Genomic DNA, 16,386 nt, shown 5'->3' with positions numbered 1-16,386 from the left:
AAGACCTGTGGGCCACGGCCCCTAGTTGCCGACGTACGGCACGGCCTCGAGGATCTCGACGCTGTTCTGCCTGCCGTTCGGCATCGTGTAGGTCGCCTGCTCGCCGACCTTCTTGCCGTTGATCGCGGACCCGAGGGGAGAGTTCGGCGAGTAGACGTCGATCGGAGCGCCGCTCTCCTCGCGGGAGGCCAGCAGGAAGGTGACCTCCTCGTCGTCGCCGTCGAAGCGGACCGTCACGGTCATGCCGGGTCCGACGATGCCTTCGGCGCGGGGAGCCTCACCGACCCTGGCGCTGTCCAGGATCTGGCGGAGGTGGAAGATGCGGGCCTCCATCTTGCCCTGCTCGTCCTTGGCGGCGTGGTAGCCACCGTTCTCCCTGAGGTCACCCTCTTCCCGGGCGGCTTCGATCTTCTTGGCGATGTCCGTGCGACCCGGGCCCGAAAGGTACTCGTACTCCTCCTTGAGGCGGTCGTACGCCTCTTGCGTCAGCCAGGTGACGTTGTCGTTCTGGGAGACGGCCACGGGCTCTCCTTGTTTCCGTAAGTGACTCGAAAGGCTAACGAGTTAACGCCTTCGAACGCTTCCCCAAAGATTCCACTATACGAGATCGCAGTAGTCGACATGTACCGCCGTGGCCTGCGCGCTTGTTCTCACCCGCTCGGTGAACTCGAGGTCCGACCGGCCCCGCGGGACGTCCACCTCACGGCTGCCGACCTCCAGGTGCCTGGTGTCGAGCGCCTGGATCCGGCACGTCGCCGCCCGGCCCGCGGGCTTGCTCACGGTGAACGTTATTACGGCGGAGTCCGAAGCGCTCGCGTCGAAGGTGATCACCTGGGCGCTGACGACCGGATTCCCGTTCGCGCGGAGCATGACGTAGCCCCAGCCGCCCGCGATCAGCGCCACGACCAGCGCGATCACGACGTACGGCACCAGCCGGCCGGGCCGCGCCGGGCGCGGCGCGAAGTCGTCCGGCGTGCCGAGCACCGGGCGTGTCCCCCCGCCGCCGGCCTCATCGGTGGGCATCGCGGAATCTCCCTGAGGTTTGTCGGTGTTGTGCGAGACGATCGTCCGCACAGGGGACCGTGCCGGCGCGGGCCATGCCGGTCCGGTGCACACGGTCACTAAGAAGCTAACCTCTTTGACAGCCAGAGGACACCATGAGGAGAGCCGTGAGCGCACCGTTGAGGCTGATGGCCGTGCACGCGCACCCCGACGACGAGTCGAGCAAGGGTGCCGCCACGATGGCCCGCTACGTCGCGGAGGGCGCGGAGGTCCTCGTCGTCACCTGTACGGGGGGTGAACGCGGCTCGATCCTCAATCCCAAGATGGACCGGCCCGACATCCTCGAGAACATGGGCGAGGTCCGCCGGCAGGAGATGGAGAAGGCCCGCGAGATCCTCGGCGTACGGCAGCGCTTCCTCGGGTTCGTCGACTCCGGCCTGCCGGAGGACGAGAACGAGCCGCTGCCCGAGGGCTGCTTCGCGCTCCAGTCGCTGGAGGCGGCCTCGGCGCCGCTCGTCGCCGCCGTGCGGGAGTTCCGGCCGCACGTGATCCTCACGTACGACGACAACGGCGGCTACCCGCACCCGGACCACATCATGACCAACCGGGTGTCGGTCGAGGCGTTCGAGGCGGCGGGCGACCCGGACCGCTATCCGGGCACCGGCGAGCCGTGGCAGCCGCTGAAGCTCTACTACCACATGGGCTTCACCAGGGAGCGGTTCGAGGCGCTGCACAATGCGATGACCGAGCGCGGCATCGGCTCGCCGTACGCCGACTGGATCGCCCGCTGGGAGGACCGCCCGGAGAAGTGGGAGGTCACGACCAGGGTGCCGTGCGCGGACTACTTCGAGCTCCGCGATCTCGCCCTGCTGGCGCACGCCACCCAGGTCGACCCCGACGGCTTCTGGTTCGTCTGCCCGAGGGATCTCCAGGAGGAGGTCTGGCCGACCGAGGACTACCACCTCGCGCGGTCGCTGGTGGACACCACGCTGCCGGAGGACGACCTGTTCACCGGGATCCACGCGGAGGCCACCCCTGCCCGCTCGTAAGCTGGTCGGGTGGACGCAAACAGCTACGGGCCGGGTCTCCTGGGCTTCCTCGTCGTCGCCGCGATCGGCGTCGCCCTGTTCCTCCTGCTGAAGAACATGAACAAGCAGATGAGGAAGATCCAGGTGCCGGACGACCGCCGCGAGGACGAACGGCACGGGAACGGACCGGACGCGTGAGCGCGGCCGTCGAGGTCGTCGCCGACCCGGCCGCGTCGCGCTACGAGATCCTGGTCGACGGGGTGGTCGCCGGGTTCGCGCAGTACCGGATGCGGGACGGCGCGATGGTCTTCACGCACACCGAGGTGCGCGGCGAGTACGAGGGCCGGGGGCTGGGCGGCCATCTGGTGGGCGCCGCCCTCGACGGCGCGCGTACGGCGGGGCTGAGCGTGGTGCCCCTGTGCTCGTTCGTGGCCTGGTACATCCAGCGCAATCCGGAGTACCGCGACCTGGTGGACGACGACTACCGGAACCTGGTCGACACGGCCGGGTGAAGTGTCAGTCGGGCAGGGCGGGGCCGTCAGTCGGGCAGGGCGGGGCCGGAGGACCAGGCGCGCTCCAGCGCCTTGGGCAGGCCCCACCAGCCGAGCGGGGTCAGCACCTCCGCCCGGTCCACGATGCCGAGATGCGCCCACAGCGGGGTGACCGCCGTGAAGAGCATCTCCGTCGCCTCCAGGTCCTCCGGCTCGTCCGGGTCGACGTCGACGTCCTCGGAGTCGGCGATGAACCGGGCGATCCGCTCGGGTGAGGCGAGCACGCCGGGGCCGTACCGGACGAGGGTGATCACCGAGGCGAGCCAGTCGGCGTGGTGGATGGCGCACAGCGAGGCCAGTATCGAGTCCTCGTGGCTGAGGTCGCCCTCCATGTCGAAGAACCGGGCGGCGTCCTCCTCGTCCGGAAGGTCGGAGATCGGCGCGGCGATCCCGGCGGCGACCGTGAGCCACAGGTCCTCGTCCCGTTCCGGCAGATCGCCCTCCTCCAGGCCGGCGCACGCGCGCAGCACGTTGCCGGGATAGCCGGGCCGGCCCAGGGTGACACGCAGCCGCCGGGCGGCCATACGGAGGTCGGCCTCGGGGAAGGGCGGCTCGGGCAGGTCGTCGAGCACCCGCCGCAGCTCGCTCAGCGCGAAGGCCTCCTCCTCGTCCCAGGCGGCGTACAGCTCCTTGTCCTGCTCGTCGTTGACCACGACGTTGGGCACCCGGCCGTCGGGAAGCGGCGTGCCGAGCCAGCTTTCCTGGAGTTCCTCGTAGGCGTGGCGGGCCCCGGGGTCTCCGGCGGCCAGCGCGTCCGCGTCGATCTCCCCGGCCGCCAGGCGCTCCTCCAGGAACTCGACCAGCCGCTCGTACATCTCGGTGGCCACCGGGCCGCGCTCACTCTCCTCGGGCCACAGGAAGTAGCTGCGGGTGAGCATGATCGGCTCGGTCCCGCTGGACTCCAGCCAGCGCTGCACCTCGCCCACCGTGGCCACGCCCGACTCGATGCTGGTCAGCACCGCCTTGGCGGACTCCCAGAACGCGACCGACAACGGATTGCCCGCGGCGAGCAACTGCCGCCGCAGGTCGGGAAGGGCGACCAGGGCCTGCCCGGACGGCACGGCCAGCAGCACCCGGGCGACGTCCCGCCGCGTCATGGCGGCCGCCGGGCGTCCCGAGTGCCTGACCGCGAAGTCCAGATCCAAGCCCACGTCCTGTGAGCCTACGCCCGGACGCGCCCGAACACATCCCCGCGTTCCCCCCGCGCGTTCCCTCCGGGCCGTTTCCCGGACGCGACGTCGCCAAGCATCCCCGTGAGCCGCACTCGCGTAGGGCCTTTCTGAGCGTGTGAGAGGCTGGCCGTATGAACCGGCTGGGCGGCGAGACCTCTCCTTACCTCCTGCAACACGTGGACAACCCGGTGGACTGGTTTCCGTGGGGCGAGGAGGCGTTCGCGGAGGCGCGCAGGCGTGACGTCCCCCTGCTGATCAGCGTCGGCTACTCGGCGTGTCACTGGTGTCATGTCATGGCACACGAGTCGTTCGAGGACGAGCCCACCGCGCGGCAGATGAACGACCTGTTCGTCAACGTGAAGGTCGACCGCGAGGAACGCCCCGACGTGGACGCCGTCTACATGGGCGCCGTCCAGGCGATGACCGGGCAGGGCGGCTGGCCGATGACGGTGTTCGCCACGCCGGAGGGGCATCCGTTCTACGCCGGGACCTACTTTCCCCGGCCGCACTTCCACCGGCTGCTGCAGGCCGTCTCGGAGGCCTGGCGGCAGGACCGGGAGGGCGTGCTGACCCAGGGCGCGAAGGTGGTGGAGGCACTCGGCGGGCAGACCGGGGTGCCGTCGGGCCCGCTGCCGGACGCCGGCACGCTCGCCCTCGCCGTACGGAACCTCGCGGAGGGCTTCGACGAACGGCGGGGCGGCTTCGGCGGGGCGCCGAAGTTCCCGCCGTCCATGGTTCTGGAGTTCCTGCTGCGGCACGGCACGCCCGAGGCGGTGTCCATGGCCGAGGCGACCATGGAGGCCATGGCCAGGGGCGGCCTGTACGACCAGCTCGGCGGCGGCTTCGCCCGCTACTCCGTCGACGCCGACTGGGTGGTGCCGCACTTCGAGAAGATGCTGTACGACAACGCGCTGCTGCTGCGGGTCTACGCCCACTGGTGGCGCGCGACGGGCTCGGTCCTCGCCCGGCGGGTGGCGCTGGAGACCGCCGAGTGGCTGCTGCGGGAGATGCGGACCCCGGAGGGCGGCTTCGCCTCGGCCCTCGACGCCGACAGCGAGGGGCCGGACGGCACCCACGGCGAGGGCCTGTTCTACGTCTGGACGCCCGAGCAGCTTCGCGAGGTCCTCGGAGAGGACGACGGCGCATGGGCGGCCTCGGTGTTCGAGGTCACGGGCACGTTCGAGCACGGCACATCGGTGCTCCAGCTTCTGGCCGACCCCGACGATCGGGAGCGGTTCGACCGAATCCGTACGGCCCTGCGCGCCGCCCGGGAACGGCGCCCGCGGCCGGGCCGGGACGACAAGATCGTGGCCTCGTGGAACGGGCTGGTGATCGCCGCCCTGGCCGAGGCGGGCGCGCTCTTCGAGCGGCCCGTGCTGGTGGACGCGGCGCGGGAGGCGGCCGTGCTGCTCGACGACCTGCACACTGTGAGCCGCGCCCCGGCGCGGCTGCTGCGCACCTCACGCGACGGCCGGGCGGGGACCAACGCCGGCATGCTGGAGGACTACGCGAACACGGCGGAGGGGTTCATCGCCCTCTACGGCGTCACCGGCGAGAGCCGCTGGTTCCACCGGGCGGGCGACCTGCTGGAGACCATCCTGACCCGGTTCCCCGATGGTTCCGGAGGGTTCTACGACGCCCCGGACGATGGCGAACAGCTTTTCCAGCGGCCCGCGGACCCCACCGACAACGCCACCCCGTCCGGGCGGTTCGCGGCGGCGGGCGCGCTGCTGTCGTACGCCGCGCTGACCGGTTCGGCCCGGCACCGGGAGGCGGCCGAGGCCGCGCTCGGCGCGGTCTCCACGCTGGCCGGGCGGTACGCCCGCTTCGCCGGATGGGGTCTCGCGGTGGCGGAGGCCGCCCTGCGCGGGCCGGTTGAGGTGGCGATCGTCGGCCCGCCCGGCGACGCCCGCACTCGGGCGCTGCACCGGGCGGCCCTGCTGTCCGGGGCGCCGGGCCTGGTGGTCGCCCTCGGCGACGGATCCGCCGGCAACGGATCGGTGGGCGACGGATCGGTGGACGACGGATCAGGCGACGCCGGATCAGTGGACGTGCCGCTGCTGGAGGGACGCGGCATGATCGGCGGTTCCCCCGCGGCCTACGTGTGCCGCCGCTTCACCTGCCGGGCGCCGGTGACCACCCCCGCCGAGCTACGGGCCGAACTGGCCAACTGACGCGGGGCCGACGCCCCCTGCCGATACCCCCGGCCCATCGCCCCGGCCGATCGCCCGAGTCGCGTCGACCGGAGCGGCACCGCGCGGCGTCGCCCGACCCGGGGGCCGTCCTTGCCGGCATCTCCGCCGTGGCCTCTCCGCCTCGTGACGCACCATTCCAGACACCGCTCCGTCCGGGCAGATCCGCCCGGCGGTTAGGGCAGTAGGCCCGCCGGGGCTCCGCCGGTGCTCCTCCTGCCGCCCGTGCCGGTGCCGCCGGTGCCCGCGCCCGTGCGGTCAGCCCCCGTGCGGTCGGCGCCGCCGGGTGCGGGGGCGTCCTGCCCGGTGCCGGGCCCGCCCGGCGCGCTCCCCCCGTCGTCGGCCCGGCCCGGGTCGTTCGGGCGAAGATCGTCTGGGAGGAGGCCGTTCGGGCGCAGGTTGTTGGCGCCGCCGCCGCGCTCCGGACCGCCGCCGTCCTGGCCCGTGCCCTCCGGGCCCGTTCCGCCGGGCTGCTCCTCGTCTCCGGGCGCGCCGGGAGGCAGCCCCGGCGCCCCCGGCCCGTACGGCGGGAAGGTGCCCGAGGGGTCCATCGGGATGGCGTTGGGATCGCCGCTGGGCTGGGGCGTGGCCCTGCCGTAGTCCCAGGAGTAGTAGGGGTTCCAGGTGACCGGCTCGGGGAACTCCTTCACCGGCTTGCCCTCCATGGCGGCGCCCACGAAGGTCTTCCAGATCTCCGCGGGAAGCGTGCCGCCGTACAACTCGCCGTATCCGGGGACGGTCACCGGCTTGTTGTCGTCGCGGAACATGTCGACGGCGACCGCCAGTTGCGGGACGTACCCGGAGAACCAGACCGCGGCCGACTCGTCGGTGGTGCCGGTCTTGCCGGCCGCCGGACGGTCCCACAGCCGCGCGGCCGTGCCGGTGCCGTTCAGCACGACCTGCTCCAGCGCGTACGTCGTGTCGGCGGCGGTGTTCTCGCTGAAGGCCCGGGTGCCGGGCGGCGAGAACGTGCGAACGAGCCCGCTGCCGTCGGTGACGGACCTGACCACGTGGGCCTCGCGGTGGATCCCCCCTGCGGCGAAGGTGGCGAACCCGGAGGCCTGCTGCACGGCGCTCACCGACGCCACCCCGAGCGGGAGCGTGGCGGCCTTCGCGTGGGGGGCGAGCTGCGCCTCGGGGATGCCGGCCGCCCGGGCCGCCGCGACGACCTTGTCGAGGCCGATCCGCTGCCCGAGGTCGACGAAGGCGGTGTTGACCGAATATTGCGTGGCCTGGGCCAGCGGAATCGCCGGGCCGTACGACCTGCCGCCGGAGTTGGGGATGCTCGCGGACCCGATGGTGATGGGCGAGTTGCCGTACACCAGCGTGTCGAGCCCGTATCCGGCTTCGAGCGCCGCGGCCAGCGTGTAGGGCTTGAAGGTCGACCCGGCCTGGACCTTGGCGGAGAAGGCGTTGTCGTACTGGTTGGTCTCGTATCGCCCGCCGTAGAAGGCGACGACCTCACCGGTGCCGGGGTCGACGGCCGCGAGGCCGGTGCGGACCTTCTTCGGGGTGCCGTCGGGCAGCACCGACCTCACCGCTTCGGCGGCGAGGGACATGAGCTTCTTGTCGAACGTCGTGGTGACCTTGAGGCCGCCGTGGTTGATGTCCTCGTCGGTGAAGCCCAGCCGGTTGAGCTCGGCCCGCACCTGCGCGAGCATATAGCCGTTCTGGCCGCCCAGGGACAGCGGCGGCCGCTGCCTGGCGAGCGTGGGGAACGTCTGCGCCCCGGCCTCCTCGCGGCTGATCGCGCCGATCTCGCGCATGCCCTGGATCACCGACGCCCACCGCGCCCTGACCGCGTCGAGCGCGGCGCCGGTCGGATCGGCGAAACGGGTGGGCTGCTGGATCACGGCGGCGAGGTAGGCCCCCTCCGCCGGCGTGAGGTTCTGCACGTCCTTGTCGAAGTAGGCGCGGGAGGCGGCCTGGATGCCGTACGCCCCGCGGCCGAAGTAGATCGTGTTGAGGTAGCGCTCCAGCACCCAGTCTTTCGGCTTGGAGCGATCCACCTTGAGCGCGATCATGATCTCCTTGAGCTTGCGCCCGACGGAGCGTTCCTGGCCGAGGCCGCTGTAGTAGTTGCGGACCATCTGCTGGGTGATCGTGGAGCCGCCCTGAAGCTGCTTGCCGGTGACCGTCGACCAGAGGGCGCGCGCCGTGCCCTGCACGGAGACGCCCTGGTCCCGGTAGAAGGTGCGGTTCTCGGCGGCGATCACGGCGTCCCTGACCACCTTGGGCACCCGTGAGAGCGGCACGTTCTTGCGGTTGACGCCCTCGGTGGCGAGGACGGTCTTGCCGTCCCGGTAGTAGATCACCGATCCCTGGGCGGTCGCCAGCTCCTGGGTGCCGCCCGGAATAGGGGTCAGCGCCCACACGACGGCGAGGAACACGACCAGCCCGGCGATCGAGGTGGCGAGGCAGACGAGCAGGACGCGCGGAAGCCGCCGGCGTCCACGGCGTCTCGGCCGTCCACCACCGTCCCCCGAGTCTCCGTGTGCGCCGCCCCCGCCTGCCCCGGCCGCGCCGCCGTGCGCCGCACCCGGCGCGACGGTGCTTCCCTCGCCCGGACCCCCCTCGGCCGAGCCCTCCCCGATCGGGCCCTCCCCGGTGTTGCCCACCCTGTGACCCCCGATAAGTCCGATACCCCCGATACGCCCGCTTTTGGCCCCGTGAGCTGGGCGAATGCAACCACGGTAAACGATGGCCCACGATGGTTCCGCACTCCCCGTCACCTCTGTGGAAAAGATGCCCCGCGGACAAGCGCCTGTGGATAAACCGCGCCAACATGACCCCCCGCGCCCCGATCAGCCGCCCGCCGCCCGTACGAGGGGAAGGGTCCGGTACGGCACCGGCGTGTCGAGCGCGATCACCGACTCGGTCCGCACGACCCCCTGCACGTCGACGATCAGGTCGATGACGCGCTGGAGGTCGGCGTTGCTCCGGGCGACCACCCGGCAGAGCATGTCTCCCCCGCCGGTGATCGTGTGGACCTCCAGGACCTCGGGGATGCCCGCGAGCTGGTCGGCCACCGGCACGTGCCCCGCGACCTGCCTGATGTGCAGCGTCACGAAGGCGGTCACGTCGAAGCCGAGCGCGGCCGGATCGATGTCCGGGCCGTAGCCCGTGATGACCCCCTTCGCGGCCATCCGATCGAGCCGCGCCTGCACCGTCCCCCGGGCGACGTCGAGCCTGCGGGAGCACTCCAGCACGCCGATCCTGGGCTCGGCGGCCAGCAGGGCGACGAGCCGGGCGTCGAGGTGGTCAATCGTCATAACGATTTCCCCTTCACAAGCGCAGAGACTGAGCAAATTGTCCACCGAATCAACTCACTGTTGCACAATTTGGCTACACCAACCGACAGTTGTCACATGAACGATGTCTTTCCGGTTCACGGCATGGACGCGGTGGTCTTCGCGGTCGGCAACGCGAAGCAGGCCGCCCACTACTACTCGACCGCCTTCGGGATGCGCCTGGTGGCCTACCGGGGGCCGGAGACCGGCAGTCGCGACGAGGTGGCGTACGTCCTCGTCTCGGGGTCGGCGCGCTTCGAGCTGCGCGGGGCCGTACGGGCGGGCACGCCGCTCGCGCGGCACGTGGCCGAGCACGGCGACGGCGTGATCGACCTCGCGCTGGACGTGCCCGACGTGGAGGGGGCCTACCGGTACGCGCTGCAGCAGGGCGCCCGGGGGCTGGAGGAGCCTCACGTCGTGGAGGACGAGCACGGCAAGGTCGTCGTCGCGGCGATCGCGACGTACGGCGAGACCCGGCACACGCTGGTCGACCGGGCCAACTACACCGGCCCCTACCTGCCCGGATACGTCGCGGCCGAGCCCATCGTCGCGCCTCCCGCGGTGAAGAACGGCCGGTTCTTCCAGGCGGTCGACCACTGCGTCGGCAACGTCGAGCACATGGAGGAGTGGGTCGGGTTCTACGAGAAGGTCATGGGCTTCACCAAGATGGCGGAGTTCATCGGCGACGACATCGCGACCGAGTACTCCGCGCTGATGTCCAAGGTCGTCGCGGACGGCACCCGCAAGGTCAAGTTCCCCCTTAACGAGCCGGCCGAGGGCAAGAAGAAGTCGCAGATCGAGGAGTTCCTGGAGTTCTACGGCGGCCCGGGCGTGCAGCACGTCGCGCTGGCCACCAACGACATCGTCGCGACGGTGGACGCGATGCGGCAGGCGGGCGTCGAGTTCCTCGACACGCCCGACTCCTACTACGACGACCCGGAACTGCGCTCCCGCATCGGCGAGGTCCGCGTGCCGGTCGAGGAGCTGAAGAAGCGCCGCATCCTGGTGGACCGCGACGAGGACGGCTACCTGCTGCAGATCTTCACCAAGCCCGTCCTGGACCGCCCGACCGTGTTCTACGAGCTCATCGAGCGTCACGGCTCCCTCGGCTTCGGCAAGGGCAACTTCAAGGCCCTCTTCGAGGCCATCGAGCGCGAGCAGGAGCGCCGGGGCACCCTCTGACGCACACTTTGCGCGTGCCGGGCTTTGCCCGAAGGGCGGCGGGGTGACCAATGAGCCATGGGAACGCCGCCGCCTCCGGGAAACCCGTACGAGGAACCCCCACACGGGGGATCCCCGTACGAGGGACCGCGGAGTCCCTGGACGCCCCCTCCCTTCGGGCAGACGGCGCCGCGGCTCGCCGGGCGGTGGAGACGGCTGTTCGCCGGGATCGTGGACGCCGTGATCGTCTCGCTGATCACGGCGCCGGTCACCTGGGACGACTGGAGGGCCGCGTACGACGACGTGACGGGCGTGGTGACGAGGGTCCCGGCCGGTGACGGCTTCCTCGTCGCGCTGATCGGGTTCCTCTACTACTGGCTGCTCCAGTCGTACTGGAACGGGCAGACGGTGGGAAAGCGGCTGTTCGGCATGCGCGTCGTCCGGGAGACCGGGGAGCCCGCCGGTCTCGGGCCGGTCGCGCTGCGGCAGGCGGTGATGACCGTGCTCGGCTCGCTCTGCTTCCTGGGGCTGGTCGACGTCGGCTGGATCCTGTTCGACTCCAGGAAGCAGGCCCTGCACGACAAGGCCGCCCGGACTCTCGTCGTGGACGCCTGAACCCCCTGTGAGCAGGGGAGACACCCTGACGTGGCGACACGGAGCACGCCGACGCCTCGCGTAGAGTGGCGACTCTATGCCGCTGAACCGTTCTCCAGTCATCCCGGCCGTCCCGGCGATCGTCTGCGCCGTCGCCGTCGCGACCGCCACGGCCTGCGCGCCGTCCCAGAGCGCCGCCGCCTCGGCCTCGCAGGGCGCGACCACTGTCGCGGCCCCGCCCGTGGCCACCGCGCGTACGGCAGGCACGGGAAGCACGACGGGCGCTCCCGGGATCGGGGATCCCGACTTCCCCGGTGACGGCAACGGCGGCTACGACGTCGAGCACTACGACCTCACGCTGTCCTACGACCCGGCGTCGCGGAACCTCGCGGGCAGCACGACGATCCGGGCGAAGGCCACGCAGGACCTGACGTCGTTCGACCTCGACCTGCACGGGCTCACGGTGAGCCGGGTGACGGTGGACGGCGCGGCGGCCACGTTCGACCGGCAGGACGACGAGCTCGTGGTGACACCGGCCGGGCGGATCGCGGACGGCGGGAAGTTCGCGGTGACGGTCGACTACTCCGGCGTGCCCCAGTCGCTGCGGTCGGCGAGCCTCGGCGAGTACGGCTTCATCGCGACGCCCGACGGCGCCTTCGTCACCTGCGAGCCGAACGGCGCCAAGACGTGGTTCCCCGCCAACGACCACCCCGCCGACAAGGCGACGTACGACTTCCAGATCACCGTGCCCGCGGGGCTGACCGCGATCGCCAACGGGGAGCTGTCCGGGACGCCGCGCACCACGGCGGGAAAGACCACGTTCGTCTGGCGCGAGAAGCACCCGATGGCGAGCTACCTCGCCACGATGACGACCGGGAAGTTCCAGGTGCGCACCGGCACGAGCGGCGGGGGGCTGCCGATCTACGCCGCCGTGGCCGACTCGTTCCGCGGCTCGCTCGACACCCTGATCACCCAGACGGGCAAGATCACCGACTACTGGTCGAGCGTCTTCGGGCCGTACCCCTTCTCCTCCACGGGCGGGGTGATCGACGACCACGCGGTGGGGTACGCGCTGGAGAACCAGACCAAGCCGATCTACGGCGGCTTCACGCCCGAGCCCGCCATCATCGCGCACGAACTGGCCCACCAGTGGTTCGGCGACAGCCTGAGCATCGGCCGCTGGCGTGACCTGTGGCTGAACGAGGGCTTCGCGACGTACGCCGAGTGGCTCTGGGCGGAGCACAACGGCCAGGGCACCGCCGACGCGACCTTCCGCCGCTACTACGCGAACGAGGCGGACGCGATGTGGAGCTATCCCCCGGGGGTGGCCCGCTCCGACGACCTGTTCAACGCCGCGGTCTACACGCGCGGCGCGATGACGCTGCACGCCCTGCGCCGGGAGATCGGAGACCAGAGGTTCTTCCCGCTGATCAGGCAGTGGACCGCCGCGCACCGGTACGGCAACGTCACGACGCCCGAGTTCGTCGCGCTGGCCGAGCGCGTCTCCGGGAAGAACCTCAAGCCGCTGTTCGACGCCTGGCTGTTCCGGCCGGGGCGCCCGGCGCCGGTCGCCTGACCCGCCCGGTCAGGGCCGCAGGGCCGCGACGACGCCCTCGCCGCCCACCTGGAGGCCGTACTCCGCGTCGATGCGGTAGCCGTGCCGCCGCAGCGCGCCGAGCACCTCGTCGCCGTGCGCGGGCCCCCGGGTCTCCAGTTGCAGCAGGACCTCGGCCTCGTCGAGGTGCAGCCGGGAGCCGAACCGCTCGTGGACCACGTCGAGCACGTTGACCCCGAGATCCGCCAGCCTGGCCAGCAGCACGGCGAGCGCGCCGGGCCGGTCGGTCAGCCGGATGCGGAAGGCGAGGTAGCGGCCGGCCGCGGCCAGGCCGTGCCGCAGCACCCGGGCCAGCAGCAGCGGGTCGATGTTCCCGCCGGACAGCACGGCGACCACCGGCGGCTCGAACGCCTCGGGATGGTCGAGCAGCGCGGCCACCCCCGCCACGCCGCCCGGCTCCACCAGCAGCTTCGAGCGTTCGAGGCAGAGCAGCAGGGCCCGCGACAGCGACTCCTCCGAGACGGTGACGACGCTGTCGACGAGGTAGTGGATCAGTTCGAACGGCAGGTCGCCCGGCTGCCCGACCGCGATGCCGTCGGCCATCGTCGACGTCGGCACGACCATCACCGGGTGGCCCGCGGCCAGTGAGTCGGGATAGGCGGCGGCCCGCTCCGCCTGCACCCCCACCACCTTGATCCCCGGGCGCTGGGACTTCACCGCGAGCGCGACGCCCGCGGCCAGGCCGCCGCCGCCGATCGGCAGCACGATCGTGGCCGTGCCGGGAAGCTGCTCCAGGATCTCCAGGCCGACCGTGCCCTGCCCGGCGACGACGTCGGGGTGGTCGAACGGGTGGATGAACACCGCCCCGGTGCGCTCCGCGTGCTCCCTGGCCGCCCGGAGGGCCTCGTCCACGGTGTGCCCGGCGAACACCACGTCCGCGCCGTACGCCCGGGTGGCCTCCACCTTCGGCAGCGGCGCGCCCTCGGGCATGTAGACCGTCGCCTTGGCCCCGAGCAGGGACGAGCCGAGCGCGACCCCCTGCGCGTGGTTGCCCGCGCTGGCCGCGACCACCCCCCGGGCCCGCTCCTCCGCGGTCAGCCGCGCGATGCGCACGTACGCGCCGCGGATCTTGAACGACCCGGCTCGCTGCAGGTTCTCGCACTTGAGGTGGACCGGGCCGCCGACGGTCTCGGACAGCACCCGCGAGTGCAGCACCGGCGTCAGCGCCGCCACCTCGGACAGCATCGCGCGCGCGGCGACGACGTCGTCGTACGTCACCTGTGGGACAGCCATGCGCCCATCATCACAGGTTCCGAGGGGGACAGGGGGCGTGGGCCGAGCGCGTCGTCACGGCCCGGGCGACCAGTACCGGTCGCCGGCGATCACCAGGGCGGCGGCGCCGACGAGGCCGGCGTCCTGGCCGAGCGCGGCGGGCACGACCCGCACCCGCCGGGCGAACCCCATCCGGGTGTGCTCGCGCAGCGCCTCCTCCAGCGGCCCGAAGATCAGGTCACCGGCCTGGCTGAGCCCGCCGCCGATGGTCACGAGGTCCAGGTCGCAGAGGTTGACGGCCGAGGCGATCGCGATGCCGAGAGCCCGCCCGGCCCGCGTCATCGCGGCGAGCGCGATCGGGTCGCCCGCCGCCGCGTCGGCGGCCAGGCGCCGCGCGGTCGCCGTCCCCTCCTCCCGGTAAAGCTCCCCGCCCTGCCCGGACGGCTCCCGGCCGTCCTGGGACGGCTCCCCGCCCGGCTCCGAAGCCCTGCCCGGCTGTGACGGATCCCCCCCGCCCAGGTCCTCCGGAGATCGGGCGCGGCTGGGCGATCCGGTGCCGCCGGGTGACCAGCCCTGGGCGAGCGCCCAGGCGGCGAGCCCGGGACCGCGGGCGACCGCCTCCAAGCAGCCGTTGCCGCCGCAGCCGCACGGCGGCCCCGCGGGATCGACCACGACGTGACCGACGTGACCGGCGTTGCCCGTCCCGCCGTCGACGATCCTGCCGCCGAGGATCAGGCCGCCGCCGACGCCGGTCGACACGACCATCCCGAGCATGGCCGCGCTCCGCCGCCCCGCGCCGCGCCAGTGCTCGGCCACGGCCAGGCAGATCGCGTCGTTGTGGATGCGGACCGGGATGCCGGGGAACCGCGCGGCGAGCCGCTCCCGCAGCGGGAAACCGCGCCAGCCACCCATGTTGAGCGGGGAGACCTCCCCGGCGGGCCAGGTCATCGGGCCGCCGCAGCCGATCCCCACACCCGCGACGCCCGGAGGCGGTTCCAGCCGGTCGAGCAGGCCGGTCAGGGTCTCCCACAGGGTCTCCGCGTCGCCGCCCCGGGGTGTCGCGACCCGCTCTGCGGCCACGACCCGCCCGTCCGGCTCCACCAGCCCGGCCGCGAACTTCGTGCCGCCGATGTCGACGGCCAGGGTGAGATCGCTCACGCGCCCTTCCCCGCGCCGGACGGGCCGGAGGAGAAGACGAGCAGCGAGGCGGTGAACCCGTGGACGTGGTTGTGCCCGGCGACCGGCCCGACCTCCCCCGCCGCGAAGAACCCCGCGACCCCGATGGGCCCCAGCGTCTCGCGTACGGCCAGCGCGTCGTGGTCGGCCGAGTCGAACATCCCGGAGCCGCGGCCGTTGCAGGAGAACAGCAGCGCGCCGTCGGCCCTGCCGGTGTCGCGCAGATGGGCGTCGAGCAGTTCGTAGAGGTCCTCGTCGGCCGCTTCGGCGTCCCTGACCTGGAACCGCACGGTCCTGCCGATCTCGACCACGTCGCCGATGGCGACCGCCTCCCGCTCGGGGTCGATGCCGATGACCCCCCGGATCAGGAAGTCGCCCCGCTCGTGGCGCTCGGCGTACTCGTCCATGGCGATGCCGATCTGTAAGCCGGCGGCGACCAGTTCCCGGTCCTCCTCGTCGAGGTCGCTCACGATGTCCTCAAGGCGGGCGAGGGCGGGCTGGCCGGCGAGTTCGAGCAGCACGTTGTCCTCGGCGCGGGTGACGACCATGGTCGGGCCTATCGGCCGGCAACCCTGGCTCACCACCGTGCTCACGTTCACCTCACCGCCGATGACCACCCCGATGGCGCCCGACTCGTGCACCTCGCCGTTGGCGAACAGCCGGACGGACCCGCGGCCCTGCAGGCCGTTCGCCAGGCCGCCGACGACCGGCAGGCCTTCCAGCACCTCGTCGGAGTGCTCGACGAAGGCGTCGGTCGGGAAGCTGTAGGGATCGGCCAGGAGGATCGCCACCCGGTCGTCCGGAACCCGCTCGGGCAGCCCCACGACCACGAACTTGTCCTCGGTCCGCAGCGTCTCCAGCGCGAACGCGTCGATCCTGGCCCCGTCGAGGGACGCGGCCCACGCGCTGACCGCCGGGGCGAGCTCCACGCCCTGGCCGTGGCCGATCACGCCCGTCGCGCTGCATCCGATCACGTCGGCCCCGGAGGCGACGGACATCGCCCGCTGTCCCGCCCGGGCCACGTCGTCGGGGTCGTCTCCGCAGACGAAGAAACAGACCAGGTCCGGCGGACCCGACAGGCCGGCCAGCGCCTGGCGTACGGCGGTCTCGGCCGCCTCCTCCAGGTTGGCGCCCACGGCGAGACCGTCGGCGAAGCGGCTCGTCATTACCGCCATCGTCTCGCCCTCTCTTTCGCGACCGCTTCTCATCGGCCGGTCGTTTCCACGATTCTCCCCACTGAACGGAGGTCAACGCACGGTACGCCCGGTGAATCGCGCTCGCACGGCCCGATCACGGCACGGATCACGGTTCGGATGACGGTTCGGATGACGGGCCTGAATGACGGGCCCGGATGACGCGACCCCGCTGCCGGATCACCGGGCGGGGACGTAGG

15 protein-coding genes are annotated in these 16,386 nt (G+C 72.0%); 7 read left to right on the top strand and 8 right to left on the bottom strand.

What is annotated here, in order from left to right:
- Positions 1–21 precede the first annotated feature (21 nt).
- Positions 22–522: a transcription elongation factor GreA gene (greA, locus tag Mam01_RS26585; protein ID WP_150937703.1), complete on the bottom strand. Its 501-nt coding sequence runs from the start codon at positions 520–522 to the stop codon at positions 22–24.
- A 75-nt stretch (positions 523–597) separates the two neighbouring features.
- Positions 598–1,023 carry a DUF4307 domain-containing protein gene (locus tag Mam01_RS26580; RefSeq protein WP_204287904.1) on the bottom strand — a complete coding sequence of 142 codons (426 nt, stop codon included), beginning with the start codon at positions 1,021–1,023 and terminating at the stop codon, positions 598–600.
- A gap of 146 nt (positions 1,024–1,169) precedes the next feature.
- Here Mam01_RS26580 and mca point away from each other — a divergent pair, with 146 nt between their 5' ends.
- The 3 genes from mca to Mam01_RS26565 are packed head-to-tail and all read left to right on the top strand — an operon-like array spanning position 1,170 to position 2,542.
- On the top strand, positions 1,170–2,051 hold the full coding sequence (gene mca, locus Mam01_RS26575) for a mycothiol conjugate amidase Mca (protein WP_150937698.1): 882 nt from the start codon (positions 1,170–1,172) through the stop codon (positions 2,049–2,051).
- 9 nt (positions 2,052–2,060) lie between these two features.
- A complete protein-coding gene (locus tag Mam01_RS26570) occupies positions 2,061–2,228 on the top strand; it encodes a hypothetical protein (protein WP_191910348.1) in 168 nt (55 codons plus the stop codon).
- Complete coding sequence (locus Mam01_RS26565) at positions 2,225–2,542, top strand: GNAT family N-acetyltransferase (RefSeq protein WP_204287903.1); 318 nt, start codon at positions 2,225–2,227, stop codon at positions 2,540–2,542. Before Mam01_RS26570 ends, Mam01_RS26565 begins: the two co-directional genes overlap by 4 nt.
- A 26-nt stretch (positions 2,543–2,568) precedes the next feature.
- Here the strand turns inward: Mam01_RS26565 and Mam01_RS26560 are convergent, their stop codons facing one another.
- Positions 2,569–3,732 (bottom strand): hypothetical protein, encoded by a 1,164-nt coding sequence (locus tag Mam01_RS26560; RefSeq protein ID WP_239101634.1) that lies wholly within the window; start codon positions 3,730–3,732, stop codon positions 2,569–2,571.
- Positions 3,733–3,884: 152 nt separating this feature from the next.
- On the opposite strand from Mam01_RS26560, the gene Mam01_RS26555 reads away from it, so the two are divergent.
- Positions 3,885–5,927, top strand: coding sequence for a thioredoxin domain-containing protein (locus Mam01_RS26555; RefSeq protein ID WP_204287902.1), 2,043 nt, complete (start codon positions 3,885–3,887; stop codon positions 5,925–5,927).
- Between the two features lie 194 nt (positions 5,928–6,121).
- Here Mam01_RS26555 and Mam01_RS26550 read toward each other — a convergent pair whose 3' ends face one another.
- Positions 6,122–8,563, bottom strand: a complete 2,442-nt coding sequence (locus tag Mam01_RS26550) for a transglycosylase domain-containing protein (protein ID WP_239101633.1) — start codon at positions 8,561–8,563, stop codon at positions 6,122–6,124.
- Positions 8,564–8,749: 186 nt separating this feature from the next.
- Positions 8,750–9,217, bottom strand: a complete 468-nt coding sequence (locus Mam01_RS26545) for an Lrp/AsnC family transcriptional regulator (protein ID WP_150937689.1) — start codon at positions 9,215–9,217, stop codon at positions 8,750–8,752.
- A gap of 96 nt (positions 9,218–9,313) precedes the next feature.
- Here Mam01_RS26545 and hppD point away from each other — a divergent pair, with 96 nt between their 5' ends.
- The 3 genes from hppD to Mam01_RS26530 all read left to right on the top strand — a co-directional run bounded on the left by hppD (position 9,314) and on the right by Mam01_RS26530 (position 12,566).
- Entirely contained in the window at positions 9,314–10,417 is a 1,104-nt protein-coding gene (hppD, locus tag Mam01_RS26540; RefSeq protein ID WP_204287901.1) for a 4-hydroxyphenylpyruvate dioxygenase, read from the top strand.
- A gap of 57 nt (positions 10,418–10,474) precedes the next feature.
- Entirely contained in the window at positions 10,475–11,011 is a 537-nt protein-coding gene (locus Mam01_RS26535; protein ID WP_204287900.1) for an RDD family protein, read from the top strand.
- Positions 11,012–11,087: 76 nt separating this feature from the next.
- Positions 11,088–12,566 (top strand): M1 family metallopeptidase, encoded by a 1,479-nt coding sequence (locus tag Mam01_RS26530; protein ID WP_204287899.1) that lies wholly within the window; start codon positions 11,088–11,090, stop codon positions 12,564–12,566.
- Positions 12,567–12,575: 9 nt separating this feature from the next.
- On the opposite strand, the gene ilvA is transcribed toward Mam01_RS26530, so the two are convergent.
- Genes ilvA through Mam01_RS26515 form a run of 3 tightly spaced genes read right to left on the bottom strand, consistent with a single transcriptional unit; the run spans position 12,576 to position 16,159 of the window.
- Entirely contained in the window at positions 12,576–13,838 is a 1,263-nt protein-coding gene (ilvA, locus tag Mam01_RS26525) for a threonine ammonia-lyase (RefSeq protein ID WP_204287898.1), read from the bottom strand.
- Between the two features lie 54 nt (positions 13,839–13,892).
- Positions 13,893–14,975 carry an ROK family protein gene (locus Mam01_RS26520; RefSeq protein WP_204287897.1) on the bottom strand — a complete coding sequence of 361 codons (1,083 nt, stop codon included), beginning with the start codon at positions 14,973–14,975 and terminating at the stop codon, positions 13,893–13,895.
- Entirely contained in the window at positions 14,972–16,159 is a 1,188-nt protein-coding gene (locus tag Mam01_RS26515; RefSeq protein ID WP_150937676.1) for an FIST signal transduction protein, read from the bottom strand. Before Mam01_RS26515 ends, Mam01_RS26520 begins: the two co-directional genes overlap by 4 nt.
- Between the last annotated feature and the right edge of the window lie 227 nt (positions 16,160–16,386).

The organism is Microbispora amethystogenes, assembly GCF_016863015.1.
GTDB lineage: Bacteria > Actinomycetota > Actinomycetes > Streptosporangiales > Streptosporangiaceae > Microbispora > Microbispora amethystogenes.
This window is presented reverse-complemented; position numbering and strand designations above follow the sequence as displayed.